Source organism: Granulicatella balaenopterae, from assembly GCF_900111135.1.
Classification (GTDB): Bacteria; Bacillota; Bacilli; order Lactobacillales; family Aerococcaceae; genus Granulicatella; species Granulicatella balaenopterae.
Genome location: NZ_FOGF01000011.1, coordinates 20840 through 38777, shown reverse-complemented (window position 1 = coordinate 38777; position 17938 = coordinate 20840). Strand labels below are relative to the sequence as shown.

Below are 17938 nucleotides of genomic sequence, written 5' to 3'. Positions count from 1 at the left end.
AAACCCCTAATCTATATATTGTTTTTTTAATTCTAAATGTTCTTCATATGTTTTAGCAAAATATACTTTTTTAGTATTAATATCTGCTAAGAAATAATAATAATCCGTATTATCGGGATTAATTGTTGCCGCAATTGCTTGTTCGCCAGGATTATTAAATGGTCCAGGTCCTAAGCCTTTATATTTGTATAAATTATAAGGCGAATCTACTTCTAAATCTTCATATGTTAGAGCTTCTTTATGTTCTTCTAATGCATAGGATACAGCAACGTCTGTTTGTAACATCATATCTGCATTTAAACGATTATAGAAGACACTAGCAATTTTTTTGCGATCGTCTAAATCAGTTCCCTCTTTTTCAACTAATGAGGCTAATGTTAGGATTTGGTGAACATCTAAGTTACCTTCAGCAATTTTTTCATAATACTTACTCATTACTTGATTGGTCTTTTGTACCATCTCCGTAATAATCATTTGTAAAGTCTTATCACGATCGATATCATATGTTGCTGGGAATAGATACCCTTCTAAACGATAACGTACATTAGGATACTTAACAGAATCTCCTAATAATTGTGGGAATTCTTTCACTAATAATTGATAAAAATCTTGATCATTTACCTTAGCTAAGAATTCTTCTGCTGTATAATCCGTTACTTTACTTACTTCATTAGCAATATCGACTATTTGTTCGCCTTCACGCACTAATAATTTTTTGGCGGCACTGGACTGATCGGTTCCCCCATCAATAAAGCTTGTTATAATCTCATCAACAGACATCGATGGACTTAATTGATAATATCCCGCTTTAAATCCAGGAACATTCTTCATTTTTACATAATACTTAAAGACTGAAGCGTTATGAACTAAATCGCCATCTTTTAAAATCTGACTAATTTGCGATACCGATGCTCCAGTAGGAATTTGCACCTCGACTGTATCTGTCTGATTAGGATCAACAGGCTTAAGTGCATTGCTAACAAACATTGAACCAATTATAACGACAATTAAAATAAGTAATAAACCAAATAATATAAAACGAGTCACAATCTTACTAACAATTGACTTCTCTTTCTCACGTTTTTTTCTATTGCTAATTTTTTGATTCATTGGTAATTTATCCATAATATCCTCCAATATCAATATATGCATTTTCAATCTATTATACATGATTTCTATTCTAAATTGAATAAAAATATTTATTTTTGCTAAAAACATTACTTTTATCAACTAACACGAACAATTAATACCATTTTTTCTACAATATATGTCATAAATCCTTTGACAGTTTTAGTGTTTCTAGTTATAATTAAGCAAAAGGGAGGGGAATATAATGATTATTACTTTGAGAGCAGCTCGAGTAAATCGTAATATGACATTATTGGAGGCATCAAAATATTTGAAGATTAACAAAGATACGTTAACCAAATATGAACGTGACTCAAGCGACATTCCTTACTCATTAAGTAAGAGAATGCAAGAATTATACGAGGTACCGGCAGAGAACTTATTCTTTGGTGATGTGAATACATTTGTAGCTCACTTCAAACCATTACCAGAATTATAATGTCATTTTAGTGTTTTAGTGGGAGCTAAAATCAAAAAATAAAGTTCTATATTAGAAATTCTAATATAGAACTTTTTTTGTGCTTGTATTTATTAAGCTTAAGCTTCTTCTAATACGCCACGTTCCACTAAGCCTGCTAATAAGAATTCTGTTTTTTCAATTGCTACTGCAGTATGTTCTAAGCCATATAATTGAACGGCTTGTAGACCATTTTTAGTGACTGTTGACATTTTTAGTTGAGTCATATCTTTATTGACCATGATTTTTAATTTTAGGCCACGGTGATCTTCAATTGTATCGTCTAAGTTGCGAATAAATAAGAAGTTCCCTGTCTTAGTTTCTGTAAAACCATTATCACGTAATGTATATTTTTTAACTGTTGGTGATACTTTAAAGACTTTACCTGAGCCTTTTAGTGTTGCTGTTTGTGTAAATGCCATTGATAATCCCTCATCTCTTTTAAGTTATATTGTTTAGTGTAGCATATTTAGGACACTTTTTGAACCTAGAGAAGGTGCTACTTTTGTCTTTTGGCTAAATTCTTAACAATTGCAATAAATTCATCAATATCTTCGCGTTTGCTACCTAATCCAAAAGAAATTCGAACTGATTCTTGTAACCGCTCAGACTCTTCGCCGAATAATGCTGTTAAGACCGGACTTGGCTTTAAACTACCTGCTGAGCAAGCAGAACCTGCAGAAATCATCACATCTTTTAAATCTGATAAAATAATTAATTGACTTGCTTTTAAACCTTTTAACCATAGATTACATACATGCGAACTATTTGACTCGCTATAGCCATTCATCTCAAAAGAAATCCCATTTGCAGTCAATTGCTCTTGTAAATACGCTAATAATTCTTTATTTAAAGTGGTTTGTTCTGGGCGTCTTGCAGCCATTTGCTTGATAGCTTCAGTAAGGCCAACAATATAGGGCATATTTTCTGTTCCAGCACGCAAACCTTCTTCTTGTCCTCCACCCGCAATTAGTGGCAATAATGGTGCAGACGATTTTTTGTATAAAAAACCAATTCCTTTTGGCGCATTAATCTTATGACCAGATGCAGATAGATAATCTACTTGTAATTCACTAACATCTAGTGCTTCTTGACCAAAAGCTTGTACTGCATCCGTATGAAAGCGTGCAGTGTGCTTAACTAATACTTCGCCCACTTCTTTAATCGGTTGCATTGAGCCGACTTCATTATTGACCGTCATGATTGAGACTAAGCGTGTATCCGGACGTAAAGCAGCTGCTACTTCATCTGCACTTAGCAAACCTTCTTCGTTAACGGGTAAATATGTTACATCAAATCCTTGTGTCTCTGCCCATTCAAAGACTTTTCGAACAGAAGGATGTTCGATATTTGATGTGATTAAATGCCCCTTTTCTTCAAAAAATTCAGCAATAATAGATTTGATTGCTAAATTATTTGCCTCTGATCCTGAAGCTGTAAAAATAATGCTATCGCTATTCTCTGCATGTAATTCATCTTTAATGACTTGCTTACAATCGGCTAAGACCTTTTTTTCAAGGCGTCCAATCTTATACAAGCTTGATGGATTCCCAAAATGATTCATCGCTTCAAAAATCGCTTTTTGTACTTCCGGATGAATTGGTGTTGTTGCTGCATGATCTAAATAATTCACTAATATAACCCTTCTTTCATTTTCCTATCTTTCTATTGTAAAGAATCGCATAGAAAAAGACAAAAGATAACTTTCTTTTGCCTTTTAACCTATTATCGATTTTTTGAATCTAAGATAATGGTTACCGGACCATCATTGATTAAGGATACCTTCATATCAGCACCAAACTGACCTGTTTCAACAGTTAGTCCTTCTTGACGTAACTTATCATTAAATTCTTGATATAAAGCCTCACCTAATTCTGGCTTAGCTGCTTCAATAAAACTTGGTCGATTACCCTTTTTCGTATTGGCTAATAAAGTAAATTGTGAAATAGAAAGAATCGAACCACCGACTTGTTTAATATCTAAGTTCATCTTACCATTCTCATCTTCAAAGATACGTAATTGGCTAGTCTTCTTCACTAAATAATCAACATCTGCTGAAGTATCTTCATGAGTCACACCCACCAAAATCATAAAGCCTTTATCAATTGCGCCAACAACTTGGCCATCGATTGCTACTGATGATTCTTTTACACGTTGGATTACTAATTTCATCGATTCATCTCCTTTAAGAAATCACACGTCTAACACTATATACATCTGGAATTTGTTTAATCTTATCAACAATAAAATCTAGTTGTTCAGTATTAGCGATTCCTATTTTGACTGTTATGACCGCCATCTTATTCGCATCAATCTTACCATTCACGGAATTCAATGATTTGGTAACACTATTGATAACATTTAAGACTTCATTCAATAAGCCATTGCGATTAAATCCTTCAATAATCAACTCCGTATCATATTGTAAAGTAGAATTCGATTCATCTTCCCAACCAACATCAATCAAACGATTCTCTTGGTCTTCTGGTACTTGGACATTCGGACAGTCCTTACGGTGAACCGAAATACCACGCCCTTTTGTAATATAACCAATAATCTCATCGCCTGGGACTGGATTACAACAACGACTCAGACGAATTAATAGATTATCGACTCCTTCAATAATGACGCCACCTTCATGACGGATTTTCATTTTTTGAGAATCTTTCTTCTGTTTTGTCTCAGTTACGGTCTGTTCAAAAGCTTCTTCTTGAACTTTTTGTTGTTCCATTTCACGACGTAATTTTTCGGTCATGCGATTGGCTGCTGTTTGGACGGATAATTCATTAAAGCCAATTGCTGCAAACATATCGTCCTCAGTTCCAAAATTAAATCTCGCTGCTAAGTCTTTGATTGCTTGCTTATTCATCAGTTCTTTTGGAGTAAATTCCATTTCGATTAATTGTTTTTCAAGCATCTCGCGTCCACGAATAATCATTTTTTCACGGTCTTGTAATTTAAAGAAACGACGAATTTTATTTTTAGCGCGATTTGTTGCTACTAAGTTAATCCAGTCACGTGATGGCCCGAATGAGTTCGGTGAGGTCATTACTTCAACAATATCCCCTGTTTGAAGCTTATAATTCAATGGTACAATCTTATTATTAACCTTTGCACCAGTTGTCTTATGGCCAATTTCAGTATGAATATTATATGCAAAATCTAATGGTCCTGAGCCTAATGGTAATTCTGAAACATCACCTTTTGGAGTAAAGACATACACTTTATCTTTAAAGATATCTTCTTTAACACTCTCAACGAAATCATGCGCATCATTTGATTCATTTTGTAATTCAATTAAATCTTTAAACCATTTCAATTGATTCTTTAATGGATCATCTTTTACTTGTTTTTTATTGCCTTTTTTATATGCCCAGTGAGCAGCAACCCCGAATTCAGCAACTTCATGCATTTCAAATGTACGAATCTGAATCTCGACCGGCTTACCTCCTGGCCCAATCACAGTTGTATGGATGGACTGATACATATTTTCTTTTGGCATGGCGATATAATCTTTAAAACGTCCCGGCATTGGCTTCCACTTAGTATGGATACTTCCTAAGACAGCATAACAATCACGGATACTGTCAACTAATACACGAATAGCTAGTAAATCATATATCTCACTGAATTGTTTCTTTTGATCCTTCATCTTGCGGTAAATCGAATAAATATGCTTTGGACGTCCATAGATTTCTGAATGAATCTCTAAATCCTGTGTCGCTTCTTCAATTTGTGCAATCGTTGTATGAATGTATTCTTCACGCTCTTCACGCTTTTCATTCATTAAATTCACGATACGGTAATATTGTTGCGGATTCAAATAACGAAGCGAAGTGTCTTCTAATTCCCATTTAATGCGGTTCATCCCTAAACGATGAGCTAATGGTGCATAGATTTCTAAAGTCTCATTGGCAATAATGCGTTGTTTTTCCGGCTTATGGAAATTAAGTGTACGAATATTATGCACACGGTCAGCTAATTTGACCATAATGACGCGCAAATCATTAGCCATCGCTAGTAACATCTTACGGTGATTCTCCGCTTGTTGTTCCTCGTGAGACTTATACTTGATTTTACCTAATTTTGTGACACCATCTACTAAAAAAGCAACATCCTTGCCGAATACATATTCAATATCATCAATTGTAAAACCTGTATCTTCCACAACATCATGTAAAAAACCAGTCGCAATTGTATCTGGATCTAATCGTAATTCAGCTAAAATACCCGCAACTTGAATAGGATGGATAATATAAGGTTCCCCAGATTTGCGAATCTGATCACGATGGGCAAAGGTTGCATATTCTAATGCTTTTTCAATAAATAAAATACTATCATCGTCCATATATTGACGACACATCTCAATAACTTCTTCCGCCTTATACGTTTTTCTTTGGGGCATGCTTTTCCCTCCTTTCAAGTTTGGGTTGGTTTATTATTTTTTATAGTTAGTTTATCTTAGTAGTCAAGTGATGGGTCTGCTGCTTGGTTAGTAACGATTGCAACACCACTTGATGCGCCTAAACGAGTTGCGCCTGCTTCAATCATTGCCATTGCATCTTCGTATGAGCGTACACCGCCACTAGCTTTAACGCCCATGTCTGGTCCTACTGTTTTTCTCATTAAAGCGATATCTTCTACTGTAGCTCCACCAGTTGAGAAACCAGTTGAAGTCTTAACAAAATCAGCACCTGCTTCTTTAGCTAGTTCGCAAGCTGTTACTTTTTCTTCGTCAGTTAATAAACAAGTTTCGATAATTACTTTAGAAGTAGCTTTACCTTTTGCTTCATTGACAACTGCTTTGATATCTTCTTTAACTGTTTGTAAGTCATTAGATTTTAATGCGCCAACATTAATAACCATATCTACTTCACCCGCACCTTGGGCAATCGCTTCTTTTGTTTCAAAAGCTTTAACCTCAGCAGTATTCGCTCCTAAAGGGAAACCAATTACTGTACAAACTAACACATCTGAACCTTCTAAAGCTTTTTTAGCAGTAGCTACCCAGAAAGGATTCACACATACAGATTTGAAATCGTATTTTTTAGCTTCTTCACATAATGCTAAAATTTGTTCCTTTGTAGCTTGAGGTTTTAATAATGTGTGGTCGATATATTTTGATAATTTTGTCATAATAAAAAATCTCCTTTTCTTTAAATAAATTTATTTTTGTAATTCAAAATGATAAGAAATAGCAGCCAAGGCATACAATGGTGCTGTTTCAGTACGTAAAATACGTGGCCCTAAGCCGCAAGCAATTATTCCAGCTTGTGTCATTTGTTCGACTTCTTCAGGGGTCAAACCACCTTCAGAGCCAAAAATCATTAAAATGGACTGACCGGGTGAAAGGCTTGCAAGTGTCTTAGCAAAGGCTGATGCTTCACCTACTTTTGCTTCTTCTTCATAAGCCACAATCGTTGCATCATAATCTTTGGATAAAGCAATAATCTCTTTAATAGACATCACGCTTGTCACTTCAGGAATCTGCAAGCGATGTGATTGTTCAGCTGCCTCTTTAGCAATCTTTTGTAAGCGACTAACTTTCTTAACCATCTTGTCTTGTTTCCATTTTACCACATTTCTCACGATTGTCATCGGTATAATTTTATTTACCCCTAATTCAGTTGATTTTTGGACAATTAAATCCAATTTATCGCCTTTAGGTAAGCCACACGCAATCGCTACATTGATGGGCATTTCAACGTTTTGAGCTACTTGTTCGTCGATTGACACAATTACTAATTTTTCTTTAATTTTTTTGACGCTAATTTGGAATAATTCGTGATTTGTATCGACAAACCAACATTTTTCACCTTCTTTCATACGCATAACACGAATCATATGGTGATAAATATCATCTGTCACTTCAATTTCTGTACCAAGAGTTAAGGCTTCTTCAATAAAATAACGTTGCATTAGTCCTCTTCACCTACTTTTGTAAAGATAATACAATTCCATTCTTTCATGCGCATTGATTGCTTAAAGATAAAGCCAGCGTCTTCGTATAATGCTTTCACATCTTCGAATTTTGTATCGATAATTCCTGATAAGATTAAATGTCCGCCTTCTTTTAAGTTATTGTAAGCATCTGTTGGCATTTGCATTAAAATTTCGGCTAAGATATTCGCTACGATTAGATCTGCTTCTTCACGAACACCCACTAATAAATTATTTTCTTTAACAGTAATATCTGAAATAGATGGATTTAAGCGAATATTCTCTTTTGAAATACGTGTTGCCATCTCATCAATATCATAAGCTGTAATCTCACCTACGCCTAATAACTTAGCTGCAATACTTAAGACACCTGAACCAGTCCCCACATCAAGCATACGCTCACCACCACGGACATATTGCTCTAATGCCGCTAATGATAATTGTGTCGTTGGATGTGTTCCTGTCCCAAATGCTAGACCTGGATCTAAAAAGATTAACAACTCATTAGCTTGTTCTGGTGTATAGTCTAACCAACTAGGTACAACTGTTAAGTTTCTAGTTACACGTACTGGGAAATAATAACTCTTCCAAGCTTCTGCCCAGTCTTGTTGGCCAACTTTACCAACGTGAACTTCTTCCTTACCTAATTGTAAACCAAAATCTTTTAATTCGTGAATCTTAGCTTTAATCTTACTTAACATATCTTGTGAATATTCTTCATCTGTAAAGTATGCTTTGATAATGACGTCATCTGTTGAGAATAATTGTTTTTGATTGACTTTTAACCATTCTAATTGTTCTTGACTTAATTGATAGAAATCGGCTGGATCTTCAATTGATACCCCTTGTGAACCTAAATTTGTTAATAATTCTGAAATTGCTTCTACACTTTCAGAATGTGTTACTACTGATACTTCAATCCATTCCATAACGAATCCCCTTTAATAATAATTTGTTTACTCGAAAAATTTCCCTAACCTAAATAGAAACTTATTTTAACTATAATATACTTAAGACTTTAGTGCAATATGAGACAGTAGAAATCGCTATTTTTTTGGAAAATCAAGTCCAAAATCGGCGGAATAAGCAAATTCCTAGCAAAAAAGCCTCCCAACTCTTCTAAAATAAGCACAAAAAAAGACGAGCTTATGCCCGCCTCTAAAATTGACTGAATTATTTGCTTGCGCGTTTAACGTAAGTACCTTCAGCAGTATTAACTTCTAAGTATTCGCCTGCTTCGATAAAGTCAGGAACACTTACTACTAAACCAGTTTCCATTGTAGCTGGTTTGCCAGAACCTGTAACTGTTGCACCTTTAATAGATGGTTGAGTCTCAGTAACTTGTAATACTACAGTTGTTGGTAATGATACTCCAATAACTTCTGAACCGTAGAATTGGATTTTAACTTCCATGTTTTCTAAAATATATTTTAATTCTAATTCAATAGTTGATTCAGGAATTTCATATTGTTCATATGTTTCTAAATCCATAAATACTGCCGTTTCGTCTTGGCTATATAAATATTGAACTGTTTTAGTATCAATATGTGCTTTTTCAACTTTTTCATCAGGACGCATTGTTGTATCTACTGTTGAACCTGTACGTACGTCACGGATTTTCATACGCATTACAGTATTACCTTTACCTGGTTTGTGGTGGCTGATTTCTAATACTTTTAATAATTTTCCATCTAAAATAAAAGTCATACCAGCTTTTAAATCATTTACGTTAATCATTGTATCTCTCCTTATGTTTTCATAAAATTTCTCACATATAAATATATACCATATTTTCACACGAATTGCACGATAAAAAACGAAATTTACTTATTGATAAACTAAAAAATAGTCGTTTAATTCATTTTTTTAAGTGCGATATCGTCTTTTCCATCCATTTCTATTACATGTACACTGACTTCTTCTGTGTTAGCAGTTGGAATGTTTTTCCCAATATAATCAGGGCGAATCGGTAGTTCACGATGACCTCGATCGACTAAAATTGCTAATTTAATACGTTTAGGACGACCAAAATCCATAATCGCATCCAATGCCGCACGAACGGTTCTACCGGTATATAAAACATCATCTACTAAAATAATGGTCTTCCCTTGAATATCAACAGGCATCATTGAACCATTTACCACAACTTCTTGATCTAACTGTGACTTATGGCAATCATCACGATATAAAGTAATATCTAATTCCCCCACTGGTAAATCCACTTTTTCAATTTTTTTAATCTTTTCGGCAATTCTTTTCGCTAAATAAATTCCACGTGACTTAATCCCTACGATTACTAAATCATCAATTCCTTTATTTTGCTCGATGATTTCATAACTAATTCGTGTTAAAGCACGGTTCATAGCCGCTTCATCAACAATCACTACTTCTTTCATCATCACACCTCTTTTATAATTCATTTTGGTATTCTTTTGAACGTTCGATAAATTCTGTTGGTACTTCACTTGTAAAGAATAACTCTTCACCTGTTACTGGTTGGATAAATCCTAATGTTTGCGCATGTAAGAATTGACCATATTCTGTTGCCACATTTGCTTTTGGATGATACATTGGGTCATTGATAATTGGATGATTAATATATTCCATATGGGCACGAATTTGGTGAGTGCGTCCTGTTTCTAATTGTAAGCTTAATAAAGTTGCGCCATTAAATTGTTCTAACACTTCAAAGTGAGTGACAGCACGTTTGCCTTCTTTATCGACCATGCGTTTTAAGCGATTTTGGGGTGAGCGTTTTAATGGTGCATTAATGGTCCCTGTCTCATGCGGAAAGTTTCCTTCTACTAAAGCTACATATGAGCGTTGCATACTATGGTCCATTAATTGTTCGCTTAAACCTAAGTGAGCTTTAGGATTCTTAGCAATCACTAACAAACCAGAAGTATCCTTATCAATACGATGAACAATCCCTGGACGGAAACTTTCGCCAGCTGGTTCAAAGTCCCCCTTCAAGTGGAATAATAAAGCATTCACTAAAGTCCCATGTGTATGACCAATCGATGGATGAACCACCATTCCGGAAGGCTTATTCACCACTAAGACATCTTGATCTTCATAGACAATATCTAAGGGAATATCTTCTGCAATAATCTCTAATACTTCTTCTTCAGGGATTGTAATATGAATCATATCTCCTTGCTTCACTTTATAATTCGCCTTAACGACCTCTCCATTGACCGTTACAGCCTTTTCTTTTAACCATTGTTGGATGACTGTACGCGTATAATCTGTAAACTGATTCGCTAATACTTTATCAATACGCCCTTTTTCTTCACTTATCGTCATTTTTAATTGTTTATTTTCCATTTTGACCTCCATTATGATTATCCATAAATAAAATATAGATAAATAAAATTGCTACTCCTATTGATAATAATGCATCTGCCACATTAAAAATAGGAAAATGTACAAACTCTAAGCGAAACATATCAATCACATAGCCCAAACGAATACGATCAATAAAATTACCAACCGCCCCCGATAACATTAAACTGTACGCTAATAAAGCTAACTTTGAATGATTACGCTCATGATACATTAAATATGCTAATGCTCCAATCGCAACAGCAGTAATAACATAAAAGAAAAACATCTTACCTTCAAGGATTCCCCAAGCAGCACCTTGGTTACGAATATAAAAAATATCGACTACCCCTGGAATAAAGCCTTGACCAGCAAAAACTTCAAAATTTGCGACTGTCCAAAATTTTACTAATTGATCAATAACAACTCCTAAAATTACTACTAAAATATAAATCCACATTCTCTGCGATTCCTTTCCTATATACAATTTTGTTGAACAATTTTATCATTTTTTTAATTGCCTTTCTATTATAACACAATTAGGTAAATGAATAGCCTTTTTTTGCATTCTCTTTACAATTGTGGCACAAAACCGTTATATTTTGCCTGTAAATTTGTATATTTTAAAAAAAAACATTATAATGGCTATAAATTGTGGCTATTTAGTATTTATCACATAAGATTATTCACAAAAAGAAAAGGAGAACCTCATGAAAAAGATAAAGTTTATCTTAGCCTTGATGGGTTGTAGTTTAGTATTACTAGCATGTGGCAAACGAGCACCCAAACTTTCGGCTAGCTTAGAAGCCATTCAAGAAATCCTGCCGAAAATAACGGTACAGCTCAATGCCATTCAAGAACTAGAAACAAGCTTACAAACCGAATGGGAACAAGAACTAACCACTAATTCCGATATGAGCCAATATGCAGAAGGTAATGGTAAAGTCTTTGAAAACATTAAAAATCGTCAAGAAATTATGGCCGGCTTTAAAAAAGAAGTTCATTTATTAGAACATGAAAATACAACATTAATAAAAAATATGGACAAAGATCACCCCCTAGCCGAAATACAAATTATTACCAATACATTGGAACAAATAATTGATGCTTCTAATGAATATATTCGCCTAGCAGAACCTCAATTACAACAAGAGACAGATTTTTTCAAATCATTAGGTACCACTAGTCTAAATTATGATGCCTTAAACAACAAAATCATTGCCATTAATGACGCAGCGATGGAAAGACAAGATTGCGTCGAACAAATTAATGAGCAACTAATGACAATTGATAAACCAATCCGTATTGCAAAAGCTCGCCTAACAAGCAGCCAAAATGAATAAAGGAGGCCAAAATGAAGACTTATCACAAAAAATTACTATTACTAACAACCCTACTTACCGGTATTGGCTTTAGTTATTATCACACAACAAATCTAGATATCCATGCCGAAGAATATAAGGAACAAGCCGAAAGTCAAAAGATTACTCTTAGAAAATCTGGCTTATTACGAATTCCTAAGAACTTACCACAAGAATATTTTTACGATAGTGGGATTCATATTGATTATCCAATTGATGGTGTCAAAGGAATCTACACACAAGCGAATGCGATTGACGAAGGACTATCAACGATTACCAATTTATTAACGAGTACGAACCTTAATGCGATTGTCTTAGATGTTCGTGATGATTACGGTAAGATTACTGTTGATTTGCCAGTTGAAAATCCCTACATTAAGCCAAATATGACACTACAAGTTAGTGATACCCAAGCAATGATGAAGAGCTTTGAAGAGCATCAGATTTATCCAATTGCTCGTATTGTTTCCTTTAAAGATTCACGACTAGCTTTCCAACATCCAGAACTATCCTTTATTCGACAAAATGGTACCGTCTGGACGAATCATGGTGGTGAGGCCTTTGTGAATCCTTTCAATAAAGAGACTTGGAAGTATGCCGTTGATGTCGCAATTGGTGCAGCAAAAATCGGCTTTAAAGAAATCCAACTTGACTATGTGCGTTTCCCAGAAGGCTTTGAAAACTTTGAACAATATTTAACATATGATAAGGGCGACTATGCCGATTATGAAGACGATAATGCTGCACGTGTAGCAGTTATTACTGATTTTGTCCAATATGTCCATGAAGCCTTAAAACCTTTTGGTGTGAAGTTATCAGTAGATTTATTCGGATATGCTACAACGATTGACGAAGCTGGTGGTATTGGCCAAAACTTCTCAAAAATCGCCCAAAATGTTGATGTTATTTCAGCGATGATCTACCCTAGTCACTGGGGAGATGGTAGCTTTGGTGTTATTAATCCTGACTTGCATCCATATGAGATTGTCTATGGTTATATGCAATTAGAAAATGAACGCTTAGCCAATGTGAATCCTTCCCCAATTTCAAGACCTTGGTTACAAGATTTTACGGCGAGCTATTTAACTCCTGGAACCTATCAAGCATACGGTCCAGAACAAGTCCGTGAACAAATTGATGCCCTTGAAGATGCTGGCGTAAAAGAATACCTATTATGGAATGCTCAAACATCTTATTCAAAAGACACAGATTATTAATATCATACTTATTACTCACATCAACTACTAGCTAGAGGGTGTGAGTTTTTTTGTTGGAAAATGTAAATCGGCATTAGACAAGTCATATTAACCGCCTGTTACAAATTCTGTAATCGTCTTGCAACTGTTGTAGGCGTATCACAAATCCTGTAACCTATCACAAATCCTCACTACCTACAAAATCATCTACCAGGTCGCCTCCTGTTTCCCTTATAAGTATAAAAAATAGAGCTAACCACAAAGGCTAACCCTACTCTCAAAAAATCTATTTCGTAATGCCCACACGCTCAAAAATCGTATCAACATTCTTCAAGTGATAATGATAGTCAAAAGCATCATCCAAATCACTAGCCGTTAAGACAGCCATAATCTCAGCTTCTGCTTCTAATAATGGACGGAATTGGCGCTGTTCATCCCAAGCACGAGCTGTACAAGGTTGCACTAAATCATAAGCTTTCTCACGGCTCATACCCTTGTCAATTAATTTTAATAGCACTCGTTGGCTATAAATCAAGCCAAAAGTCGCATCCATATTACGTAACATATTCTCTGGGAAGACTGTTAAGTTTTTAACGATATTTCCAAAACGATTTAACATATAATTCAATAATGTTGTCGCATCAGGTAAAATAATACGTTCCGCAGATGAATGAGAAATATCACGCTCATGCCATAAAGTAACATTCTCATAAGAAGTGACCATATAGCCACGAATCACACGTGCTAAACCGGCCATATTTTCTGAACCAATTGGATTGCGTTTATGTGGCATTGCAGATGATCCTTTTTGACCTTTCGCAAAGAATTCTTCTACTTCACGAGTTTCAGATTTTTGTAGACCACGAATCTCAGTCGCAAACTTCTCGATACTAGTCGCAATTAAAGCGATAGTCGCTACATATTCCGCATGCAAATCACGTGGCAATACTTGTGTAGAAATTTCTTGCGCACGAATTCCTAATTTATCACAAACATAAGCTTCAACTTCAGGTGAGATATTAGCAAAAGTACCAACAGCTCCACTGATTTTACCAGCTTCAACACCTTTAGCAGCTGCTTCAAAACGCTCAATATGACGCTTCATTTCTGAATACCATAAAGCTAATTTCAAACCAAATGTAGTCGGCTCAGCATGAACACCATGCGTACGCCCCATACAAACTGTATCCTTGTGTTCTAAAGCTTTCACACGAATAATCTCTAAAAAGTTTTGTAAATCTTTACGTAAAATATCATTTGCTTGCTTTAATTGATAACCATATGCCGTATCAACCACATCGGTACTCGTTAAGCCATAGTGAACCCATTTACGTTCTTCACCCAAAGACTCTGATACTGCACGTGTAAATGCTACAACATCGTGACGTGTTTCTTGTTCAATTTCTAAGATACGTTCAATTGAAAAACTAGCATTTTCTCTAATTTTTTTAACATCTTCTTTGGGAATTTCCCCTAAATTTGCCCAAGCTTCATCAGCTAAAATCTCCACTTCTAACCAACAATTATAGCGAGTTTCATCAGACCAAACTTTTGCCATTTCTGGACGTGTGTAGCGTGTAATCATAATGTAAGTAAACCTCCGAATTTTAATATCTTCTTTTTACACTGTCTAATACTTACAAAAAATACCAGACTCCTCTACTATCTTATCATATTTTCGAGCCTAAAAAAATAAGAACGCGCTTTTATCTAGCGACACTTTCTAGAGAGAGGGAGACTTTGGGTGTTAACTACACAAAAAACACCTAGCTTAGTTTTGGCTAGGTGGTCTAATACTCCATTTTTCGCTGTCCAAACACGCATAAATCTATTAATGGACAACTATCACATTTTGGCGCACGAGCTATGCAATGATATCTCCCAAAGAAAATCATCGTATGGTGCGCCTTACTCCATCGTTCACGTGGAATCTTTCGGCATAAAGTCTTTTCTACTTCTAAGACAGAATCCTTTTGACGGACAATATGTAATCTCTTAGCGATCCGTTCCACATGGGTATCTACCGCAAATGCCGGTTCGCCAAAAGCCACACTTAAGACTACATTCGCCGTCTTTCTCCCCACTCCAGGTAACTCGACTAATTCTTCCCTTGTCTGAGGCACTTGACCATTATATTTTTCGACCAATTGCTTAGCACAATTAGAAATACTTTTTGCTTTATTACGATATAAACCCAATGTCTTAATATAGTGAATTAATTCTTCTTGTGTCGCCTCGGCCATTTTTTCGGCATTAGGATAGGCCTGAAATAAGGCTGGCGTTACCTTATTCACTGAAACATCGGTCGCTTGAGCACTTAAAATAGTCGCAATCAGTAATTGAAAAGGGGTTTGATGGACTAATTCACATTCAGCCTGCGGAAATAATTCCTGCATGCGGTCTAATGCTTCGATTGTTTTTACTTTTGACAGCATTCATTCACCTACTTTTTAATCCAATTAGTTAATGGTACTTCAATTTTCGGTTGAGAGTTATTTTCTGGCATTTTTGGTGCTTTATAACGATTCTTCATCTGATTCTTCTCAGCAATTACTTGTGCAGCCGTTGTATAGCCTTTTCGCTGCCATGTTAATAAGATTTTGTCCATATAATTCAGTGCGAAGACTTGGTTTAGAACTGCTTCTTTTAAAGCGGCTTGAATCAGCTCAAAAGAATAGTGATCTTCATCAATCCAGCTTGTTAATGTTTGGATCTCCATTGATTTTAATGGACGACCGAATTCATGTTCAATCATTCTTAATACATTAGTTCCTTGCATCTCTTCATGTTTTGCAGATCTTGAGCGATAATATAAGTCTAATTGCTCAAACATCGGCTTCAATGAATAACTATCTTCACGCTTATGTTCACTATTTTCAATTTGTGTGATGGCTAGACATTTTTTCTGTACTAACTTTTGAATGTAATCGAAAATCTCTTCATCACTTAACTCTAAAGTATCACTTAATTGGCTATAATCTAAAGAAAAATGATTTGCCTGCCCTTGCTCTAATAAAGCAATCACAAAGATAACCTCATCCCCCGTTAATTGTAAATCACGATAATGCGCCATCAAATACTTAGGCGCCGCCATACTGCCAGCATACATCCATGATTCTTGAAATGTTTGATGCAAAAAAATCCCTCCTAAATTTTGAAATAACTTCATCTAAATTACTTCACTCTTTTCTATTATAATACAAAAACAAGGATGCACCAAGACTGATGCATCCTCCAAAAATTGTCTTTATGGGTAAATACGGTTTAATAAACGTGGGAATGGAATAGCTTCACGAATATGTTCAGTACCACAGATCCATGTTACTGTACGTTCTAATCCTAAACCAAATCCTGAATGGTAGACAGAACCATATTTACGTAAGTCTAAATACCATTGTAAATCAGCTGTATCTAAGCCAAAGTTTTTAATATTTTCTTCTAATTGCGCATAGTCAACTTCACGTTCAGATCCACCGATAATTTCTCCATAACCTTCTGGAGCAATTAAGTCAGCACAAACAACTACATCATCGCGTCCTTCCGCAAGTGGCATGTAGAATGGTTTGATACCTTTTGGATAGTTCATAATGAAGACTGGTTTGTCAAAGTGGTTAGCGATAAATGTTTCGTGTGGTGAACCGAAGTCTTCACCCCAAGTAATATCGTCAAAACCATTGGCATTTAATAATTCGATAGCATCATCATATGAGATACGTGGGAATGGTAATTGTGTATATTTTTCTAATACTTCACGATCTCTTTCTAAAATATCTAATGCGATATCACAATTATCTAATACATTACGGACTAAGAAAGCAACATATTGTTCTTGAATTTCTAATGATTCATCTTGGTGCATAAAGGCCATTTCTGGTTCAATCATCCAGAACTCGATTAAATGACGACGAGTTTTAGATTTTTCGGCACGGAAAGTAGGTCCAAATGAGAATACTTTACCAAATGCCATAGCGCCAGCTTCCATATATAATTGTCCTGATTGTGATAAGAAAGCATCACGATCAAAGTATTTAGTATGGAATAGTTCTGTTGTTCCTTCTGGTGCTGAGCCTGTTAAGATTGGTGGGTCAACTTTTAAGAAGCCTTCTTTATTGAAGAATTCATAAGTTGCACGAATAATTTCGTTACGAACAGTCATAATAGCATGTTGTTTTTTAGAACGTAACCATAAATGACGGTGATCCATTAAGAAATCAGTTCCGTGTTCTTTTGGTGTAATTGGGTAATCATGGCTTTCACCTACTAATTCAACTGATTGAACTAGCATTTCATAACCTAATTTGCTACGAGTATCTTCTTGAATCACACCAGTTACTACTACTGATGATTCTTGTTGTAAGTTTTTGCATAATGTAAATACTTCTTCAGATACATCTGCTTTTAATACAACACCTTGGAAATAGCAATCCCCATCACGTAATTGTAAAAAAGCGATTTTTCCGCTTGAACGTTTATTGGTTACCCACGCTCCGATTTGGACAGTTTGCCCAACATAATCTTTTGCTTGGCGCATT

19 protein-coding genes are annotated in these 17938 nt (G+C 35.3%); 3 read left to right on the top strand and 16 right to left on the bottom strand.

Features of this window, described 5'->3' with window-relative positions; genetic code table 11:
- Positions 1–6: 6 nt before the first annotated feature.
- Positions 7–1125 carry an endolytic transglycosylase MltG gene (mltG, locus tag BMX09_RS03900; RefSeq protein WP_245711122.1) on the bottom strand — a complete coding sequence of 373 codons (1119 nt, stop codon included), beginning with the start codon at positions 1123–1125 and terminating at the stop codon, positions 7–9.
- A 208-nt stretch (positions 1126–1333) separates the two neighbouring features.
- Here mltG and BMX09_RS03895 point away from each other — a divergent pair, with 208 nt between their 5' ends.
- On the top strand, positions 1334–1567 hold the full coding sequence (locus BMX09_RS03895; RefSeq protein WP_089746392.1) for a helix-turn-helix domain-containing protein: 234 nt from the start codon (positions 1334–1336) through the stop codon (positions 1565–1567).
- A 98-nt stretch (positions 1568–1665) separates the two neighbouring features.
- Here the strand turns inward: BMX09_RS03895 and BMX09_RS03890 are convergent, their stop codons facing one another.
- The 11 genes from BMX09_RS03890 to lspA all read right to left on the bottom strand — a co-directional run bounded on the left by BMX09_RS03890 (position 1666) and on the right by lspA (position 11309).
- Positions 1666–2007: a cysteine desulfurase gene (locus BMX09_RS03890; protein WP_089746391.1), complete on the bottom strand. Its 342-nt coding sequence runs from the start codon at positions 2005–2007 to the stop codon at positions 1666–1668.
- A gap of 77 nt (positions 2008–2084) precedes the next feature.
- The gene (locus tag BMX09_RS03885; protein WP_089746390.1) at positions 2085–3218 is read right to left on the bottom strand and encodes a cysteine desulfurase family protein; all 1134 of its coding nucleotides are present in this window, start codon (positions 3216–3218) and stop codon (positions 2085–2087) included.
- A gap of 92 nt (positions 3219–3310) precedes the next feature.
- Positions 3311–3757 carry a D-aminoacyl-tRNA deacylase gene (gene dtd / locus BMX09_RS03880; protein WP_089746389.1) on the bottom strand — a complete coding sequence of 149 codons (447 nt, stop codon included), beginning with the start codon at positions 3755–3757 and terminating at the stop codon, positions 3311–3313.
- A gap of 13 nt (positions 3758–3770) precedes the next feature.
- A complete protein-coding gene (locus BMX09_RS03875; RefSeq protein WP_089746388.1) occupies positions 3771–5990 on the bottom strand; it encodes a RelA/SpoT family protein in 2220 nt (739 codons plus the stop codon).
- 56 nt (positions 5991–6046) lie between these two features.
- Positions 6047–6721, bottom strand: a complete 675-nt coding sequence (gene deoC / locus BMX09_RS03870; RefSeq protein WP_089746387.1) for a deoxyribose-phosphate aldolase — start codon at positions 6719–6721, stop codon at positions 6047–6049.
- 30 nt (positions 6722–6751) lie between these two features.
- Positions 6752–7504 (bottom strand): 16S rRNA (uracil(1498)-N(3))-methyltransferase, encoded by a 753-nt coding sequence (locus tag BMX09_RS03865; protein ID WP_089746386.1) that lies wholly within the window; start codon positions 7502–7504, stop codon positions 6752–6754.
- Positions 7504–8454, bottom strand: a complete 951-nt coding sequence (prmA, locus tag BMX09_RS03860; protein WP_089746385.1) for a 50S ribosomal protein L11 methyltransferase — start codon at positions 8452–8454, stop codon at positions 7504–7506. Before prmA ends, BMX09_RS03865 begins: the two co-directional genes overlap by 1 nt.
- 244 nt (positions 8455–8698) lie before the next feature.
- Entirely contained in the window at positions 8699–9262 is a 564-nt protein-coding gene (gene efp / locus BMX09_RS03855) for an elongation factor P (protein ID WP_089746384.1), read from the bottom strand.
- Positions 9263–9378: 116 nt separating this feature from the next.
- Positions 9379–9924 carry a bifunctional pyr operon transcriptional regulator/uracil phosphoribosyltransferase PyrR gene (gene pyrR, locus BMX09_RS03850; RefSeq protein ID WP_089746412.1) on the bottom strand — a complete coding sequence of 182 codons (546 nt, stop codon included), beginning with the start codon at positions 9922–9924 and terminating at the stop codon, positions 9379–9381.
- Positions 9925–9934: 10 nt separating this feature from the next.
- On the bottom strand, positions 9935–10852 hold the full coding sequence (locus BMX09_RS03845) for an RluA family pseudouridine synthase (protein WP_089746383.1): 918 nt from the start codon (positions 10850–10852) through the stop codon (positions 9935–9937).
- Positions 10842–11309 carry a signal peptidase II gene (lspA, locus tag BMX09_RS03840; RefSeq protein WP_089746382.1) on the bottom strand — a complete coding sequence of 156 codons (468 nt, stop codon included), beginning with the start codon at positions 11307–11309 and terminating at the stop codon, positions 10842–10844. The genes BMX09_RS03845 and lspA overlap by 11 nt, the downstream gene beginning before the upstream one ends.
- Before the next feature lie 250 nt (positions 11310–11559).
- Here lspA and BMX09_RS03835 point away from each other — a divergent pair, with 250 nt between their 5' ends.
- On the top strand, positions 11560–12192 hold the full coding sequence (locus tag BMX09_RS03835) for a YkyA family protein (RefSeq protein WP_089746381.1): 633 nt from the start codon (positions 11560–11562) through the stop codon (positions 12190–12192).
- 11 nt (positions 12193–12203) lie between these two features.
- Entirely contained in the window at positions 12204–13427 is a 1224-nt protein-coding gene (locus tag BMX09_RS03830; protein ID WP_089746380.1) for a putative glycoside hydrolase, read from the top strand.
- Positions 13428–13692: 265 nt separating this feature from the next.
- Here the strand turns inward: BMX09_RS03830 and purB are convergent, their stop codons facing one another.
- The 4 genes from purB to asnS all read right to left on the bottom strand — a co-directional run bounded on the left by purB (position 13693) and on the right by asnS (position 17937).
- A complete protein-coding gene (gene purB / locus BMX09_RS03825) occupies positions 13693–14991 on the bottom strand; it encodes an adenylosuccinate lyase (protein WP_089746379.1) in 1299 nt (432 codons plus the stop codon).
- 205 nt (positions 14992–15196) lie between these two features.
- Complete coding sequence (gene nth, locus BMX09_RS03820; RefSeq protein WP_089746378.1) at positions 15197–15841, bottom strand: endonuclease III; 645 nt, start codon at positions 15839–15841, stop codon at positions 15197–15199.
- Positions 15842–15849: 8 nt separating this feature from the next.
- Positions 15850–16542 carry a DnaD domain-containing protein gene (locus tag BMX09_RS03815; RefSeq protein ID WP_177159523.1) on the bottom strand — a complete coding sequence of 231 codons (693 nt, stop codon included), beginning with the start codon at positions 16540–16542 and terminating at the stop codon, positions 15850–15852.
- Positions 16543–16653: 111 nt separating this feature from the next.
- On the bottom strand, positions 16654–17937 hold the full coding sequence (gene asnS, locus BMX09_RS03810) for an asparagine--tRNA ligase (protein WP_407645249.1): 1284 nt from the start codon (positions 17935–17937) through the stop codon (positions 16654–16656).
- Position 17938: the final 1 nt, after the last annotated feature.

What these genes read in the sequence shown, in the direction of transcription:
- mltG (WP_245711122.1), bottom strand. Translation starts at nt 1,125, where the DNA reads ATGGATAAATTACCAATGAATCAAAAAATTAGCAATAGAAAAAAACGT.
- BMX09_RS03895 (WP_089746392.1), top strand. Translation starts at nt 1,334, where the DNA reads ATGATTATTACTTTGAGAGCAGCTCGAGTAAATCGTAATATGACATTA.
- BMX09_RS03890 (WP_089746391.1), bottom strand. Translation starts at nt 2,007, where the DNA reads ATGGCATTTACACAAACAGCAACACTAAAAGGCTCAGGTAAAGTCTTT.
- dtd (WP_089746389.1), bottom strand. Translation starts at nt 3,757, where the DNA reads ATGAAATTAGTAATCCAACGTGTAAAAGAATCATCAGTAGCAATCGAT.
- BMX09_RS03875 (WP_089746388.1), bottom strand. Translation starts at nt 5,990, where the DNA reads ATGCCCCAAAGAAAAACGTATAAGGCGGAAGAAGTTATTGAGATGTGT.
- deoC (WP_089746387.1), bottom strand. Translation starts at nt 6,721, where the DNA reads ATGACAAAATTATCAAAATATATCGACCACACATTATTAAAACCTCAA.
- BMX09_RS03865 (WP_089746386.1), bottom strand. Translation starts at nt 7,504, where the DNA reads ATGCAACGTTATTTTATTGAAGAAGCCTTAACTCTTGGTACAGAAATT.
- prmA (WP_089746385.1), bottom strand. Translation starts at nt 8,454, where the DNA reads ATGGAATGGATTGAAGTATCAGTAGTAACACATTCTGAAAGTGTAGAA.
- efp (WP_089746384.1), bottom strand. Translation starts at nt 9,262, where the DNA reads ATGATTAACGTAAATGATTTAAAAGCTGGTATGACTTTTATTTTAGAT.
- pyrR (WP_089746412.1), bottom strand. Translation starts at nt 9,924, where the DNA reads ATGATGAAAGAAGTAGTGATTGTTGATGAAGCGGCTATGAACCGTGCT.
- BMX09_RS03845 (WP_089746383.1), bottom strand. Translation starts at nt 10,852, where the DNA reads ATGGAAAATAAACAATTAAAAATGACGATAAGTGAAGAAAAAGGGCGT.
- lspA (WP_089746382.1), bottom strand. Translation starts at nt 11,309, where the DNA reads ATGTGGATTTATATTTTAGTAGTAATTTTAGGAGTTGTTATTGATCAA.
- BMX09_RS03835 (WP_089746381.1), top strand. Translation starts at nt 11,560, where the DNA reads ATGAAAAAGATAAAGTTTATCTTAGCCTTGATGGGTTGTAGTTTAGTA.
- BMX09_RS03830 (WP_089746380.1), top strand. Translation starts at nt 12,204, where the DNA reads ATGAAGACTTATCACAAAAAATTACTATTACTAACAACCCTACTTACC.
- purB (WP_089746379.1), bottom strand. Translation starts at nt 14,991, where the DNA reads ATGATTACACGCTACACACGTCCAGAAATGGCAAAAGTTTGGTCTGAT.
- nth (WP_089746378.1), bottom strand. Translation starts at nt 15,841, where the DNA reads ATGCTGTCAAAAGTAAAAACAATCGAAGCATTAGACCGCATGCAGGAA.
- asnS (WP_407645249.1), bottom strand. Translation starts at nt 17,937, where the DNA reads ATGCGCCAAGCAAAAGATTATGTTGGGCAAACTGTCCAAATCGGAGCG.